3 protein-coding genes and 1 pseudogene are annotated in these 3,118 nt (G+C 56.7%); all 4 read left to right on the top strand.

The genetic code is table 11. The features are described 5' to 3' along the window. Positions 1-464: hypothetical protein (locus tag ACH2EH_RS21185; RefSeq protein ID WP_395144851.1), on the top strand; the 464-nt coding region annotated here is incomplete at its 5' end. Between the two features lie 30 nt (positions 465-494). After that, positions 495-1,004: a DUF6398 domain-containing protein gene (locus tag ACH2EH_RS21180; RefSeq protein WP_394796232.1), complete on the top strand. Its 510-nt coding sequence runs from the start codon at positions 495-497 to the stop codon at positions 1,002-1,004. Between the two features lie 21 nt (positions 1,005-1,025). Then, positions 1,026-2,366, top strand: a complete 1,341-nt coding sequence (locus ACH2EH_RS21175) for an apolipoprotein N-acyltransferase (protein ID WP_395144849.1) — start codon at positions 1,026-1,028, stop codon at positions 2,364-2,366. 39 nt (positions 2,367-2,405) lie between these two features. Further along, positions 2,406-3,118, top strand: a pseudogene (locus ACH2EH_RS21170) (UTP--glucose-1-phosphate uridylyltransferase); the annotation flags it as partial.

Below are 3,118 nucleotides of genomic sequence, written 5' to 3'. Positions count from 1 at the left end.
AAGACCCTGATTTCTACGATAGTTACGGTGCACTGGGGGATATTCTGCAAGGAAAACCGGGGCGTGCACTCCTCAAAGAAGCTTGTACGCGTGCTCTGGGAAGGATCAAGTCCAACTCATTTATCCTACGTGTGTCGTGGGGCTTTTTAGAGAACCGACATCTTCTTCGGGCTCTGCTTAATGAGGCAATCGCTTGCTGGAAAGAACAAAATTCCGAGAACGCTGTTTTTCTCTTCAAGCTCCTCTTAGAAATCTGCCCTGAGGATAACGTCGGAGCACGGCACTATCTTCTTGCGATTCGTGAGGGAATGTCTTTCCTAGGGTTTGAGAAAACGTTTATGGTTCCCAGTGGCTTTGGCTATGATTCCCTCACTTTGACGAGCTGGTTTGAGAGCCATAGCCTAGACTACCCTGAGGATTTTTCAGCGTGGCAAAAACATGTTGATGAATACGAAAACGAATAAAGTAGCGCAGGAGGGACAGAGGTGAGTTTTATGAGTGAGGAGTTCAAAGTTGCCAAAGCACTACAGCCAAAGTTTGATGCCATTACGGCACTGACGGATGCATTTTGTCAAGCGCATCTGGACGAAGAATACGCGTTTATGACGCGTAAAATGTGCGCGGCCCTCTCGCGAAAGCGTCCTTCGCCACTGGCTTCGGGACAGGAGAATATCTGGGCGTGTGCTATTGTGCAGGCAGTCGGACGGTTGAATTTCCTCGGGGATAAATCACAGACGCCTCACATGAAAACCGAAGAGATCAACACGATCTTTGGAGTGAAGAAGAGCACTTCAGGTAATAAAGCAAGCCAAATTATAGACCAGCTAAAGCAAGGTTACCATACGTATGACTACTGCCTGCCATCTCGTCTAAAGCACCATAGTCTTGCCTGGATGGTACAGGTCAATGGCTATATCTTGGACGCTCGCTCTCTCTCCTATGAGATGCAAGTGATGCTTGCCGAAGCCGGACATATTCCCGGAGTGTACGACGACATGCCCTGAAATTCTGGAGTATAGTAGCCCATGCCACTGACACAACGACTGATCTTTGCTGCTCTTTCGGGCGTGTTGCTGGCCGCTGCGTTTCCGCCGTATCATCTGCCGTATTTTTTGCCGCTGGCCATCGCCGCCCTTCTCAAAGCACTGGAGGGCGCGACTCCACGGCAGGGATTCTATATTGGTGCGCTCTCTTCGGGGATCCATACGGGCGCGACTCTCTTCTGGCTAGCAAATCTCTTCGCCAGTGCGGTTGTCCCGCTGTGCGTCATTGTGGCCTTCTTCCCGATTCTCTTTTGCACGCTCTGGCCGTGGCTGGGCAAAAAACTTCCGCTCTGGTGCGCAGCGGTTCTTTGGGTGGGGCTGGAGTTCTACCGCGCGGAGCTTTTCGCTCTCAACTTCGGCTGGAGCACACTGGGCTACTGTGTGGCGGGGCGGCCCGTTTTTACGCCGCTGGCCGCGAGTTTCGGTGTCTATGGCATCAGTTTTCTGGCGTTCTTTCTGGGAACCCTCAAGGGCCGTGCGCTTGCCCTTGCGACCACGCTCTGGGCCGTGGCCTGCGTGGTGCCTCTGTCCGCGCCGCAGCCTGAGCGCCCACTCCGGGTGTTGCTGGTGCAAGCGTATGGCGATGAGGAGGCGCTCTTTAAGCTCTCGGAACCCCATGAGGATCTGGATGTGATCCTCTGGCCGGAGCATGCCTTTCACTCCGATCCACGGGTGCCGGGCAAGCTGAAGTTCGAGAACTACTGGCCGCGTCTTCAGGCACTGGCGCAGAAAAACAATGCACACTTGATCTTTGGCGCGCATGTTGCCACGGGCGCCGATAGCGACAAGCAGTACGAGAACTCGGCGTTTGTGCTGGATCCCCAGGGCGAGCTGATCGGGGTTCATGCGAAGAATCACCCAGTGCACTTTGTGACGGATGGCATCGCGAGCCAGACGGCGAAGGCGATCCCGACGACGCTGGGAAGACTCGGCGTCCCGATCTGCTTTGATAACGACTACCCGGAGGTGGATCGGCGGCTAGTTCAGGACGGCGCGGAGGTGTTGCTCGTGCCGAACATGGACCCGAACGAGTGGGGGAGTGTGCAACACGCCCAGCACAGCCTGCTCTTTGCGATGCGGGCGATGGAGAACGGACGCTGGCTTGCTCGCGCCGATGTGGATGGGGGAACCAGTGCGGTCTCGCCCAACGGGGTAGAGGTGGCTCACGTGAAAAACGGCGAGCCCCAGACACTAAAAGTCACCATCGGGCGTACAAGCTCCCGCACGCTCTACTCCCTCGGAGGCTGGCTCTTTGGGCCGCTGTGCCTGATCGGAGGCGCTTTGCTTTTGGGACAGGCGCTGTGGTATAAACTCCGATCTTAACAGGTTTATATTCGCAGCACTTGCGGTACAATCGGGGCTGTGAGTCTTCTTATTCCCCTGATTACTTCCGACGATCCCGCCATTCGGGACACTTCTCTTGACACGCTCTGCGCCGGGCTGGATGTGGCCGGTCTGCAAGAAGAGTGCGTGGCCCTGGAGCGCTTTCGGCACGAGAGCGAGAGCCTTTATCAGCGCGTTCGGGCGTGCTTCTTTCTCTACGCCATCCATCGCTTTCACCTGCCGACCCGCGAGGGTTTTGCCGTGGGGGGGCACCTGCCGTATCCCGGTTATGTGCATCTGCTAGAGCGTCGCTTTGAGGAAGCGATTGCGGCGTTTCGGAATGCCGAAGCGGCACAGGGAGCCAATGACGCGCTCTCCAGTGCACTGGCGGCAGCCTACCATAGAGTGGCGTTTCAGATTTTAGCCGATCAAGTACGTAGCTCCGTGCGCTCTGTCCGGGGCAATCAGTGGATGTTCAGCGCCAATCATCCCGCCGAGCTACTCCTGCGGGTACGCCCGGAGCTCACGACGCCTGGTGCGGAGGGCGCACTGCCCATTCTGCGCGAGCGCACGCCCGTGCGCATGGACTTAACGCATTCAGGCTGGAGTGATATTTTCTTTTTGGGGATGGACTACCCCGAGGGCGCACGGGTGCTCAATGTCTCGATAGATCTGGCCGTGCATGGTCGCGACGATGTGCCACGCCCGCCGGTTGAGGCGTATTTCCGCGTGCTGGATGAGCCGGTCTTGCG

The organism is Armatimonas sp. (assembly GCF_043760365.1).
Taxonomy (GTDB): Bacteria; Armatimonadota; Armatimonadia; order Armatimonadales; family Armatimonadaceae; genus Armatimonas.
This window is presented reverse-complemented; position numbering and strand designations above follow the sequence as displayed.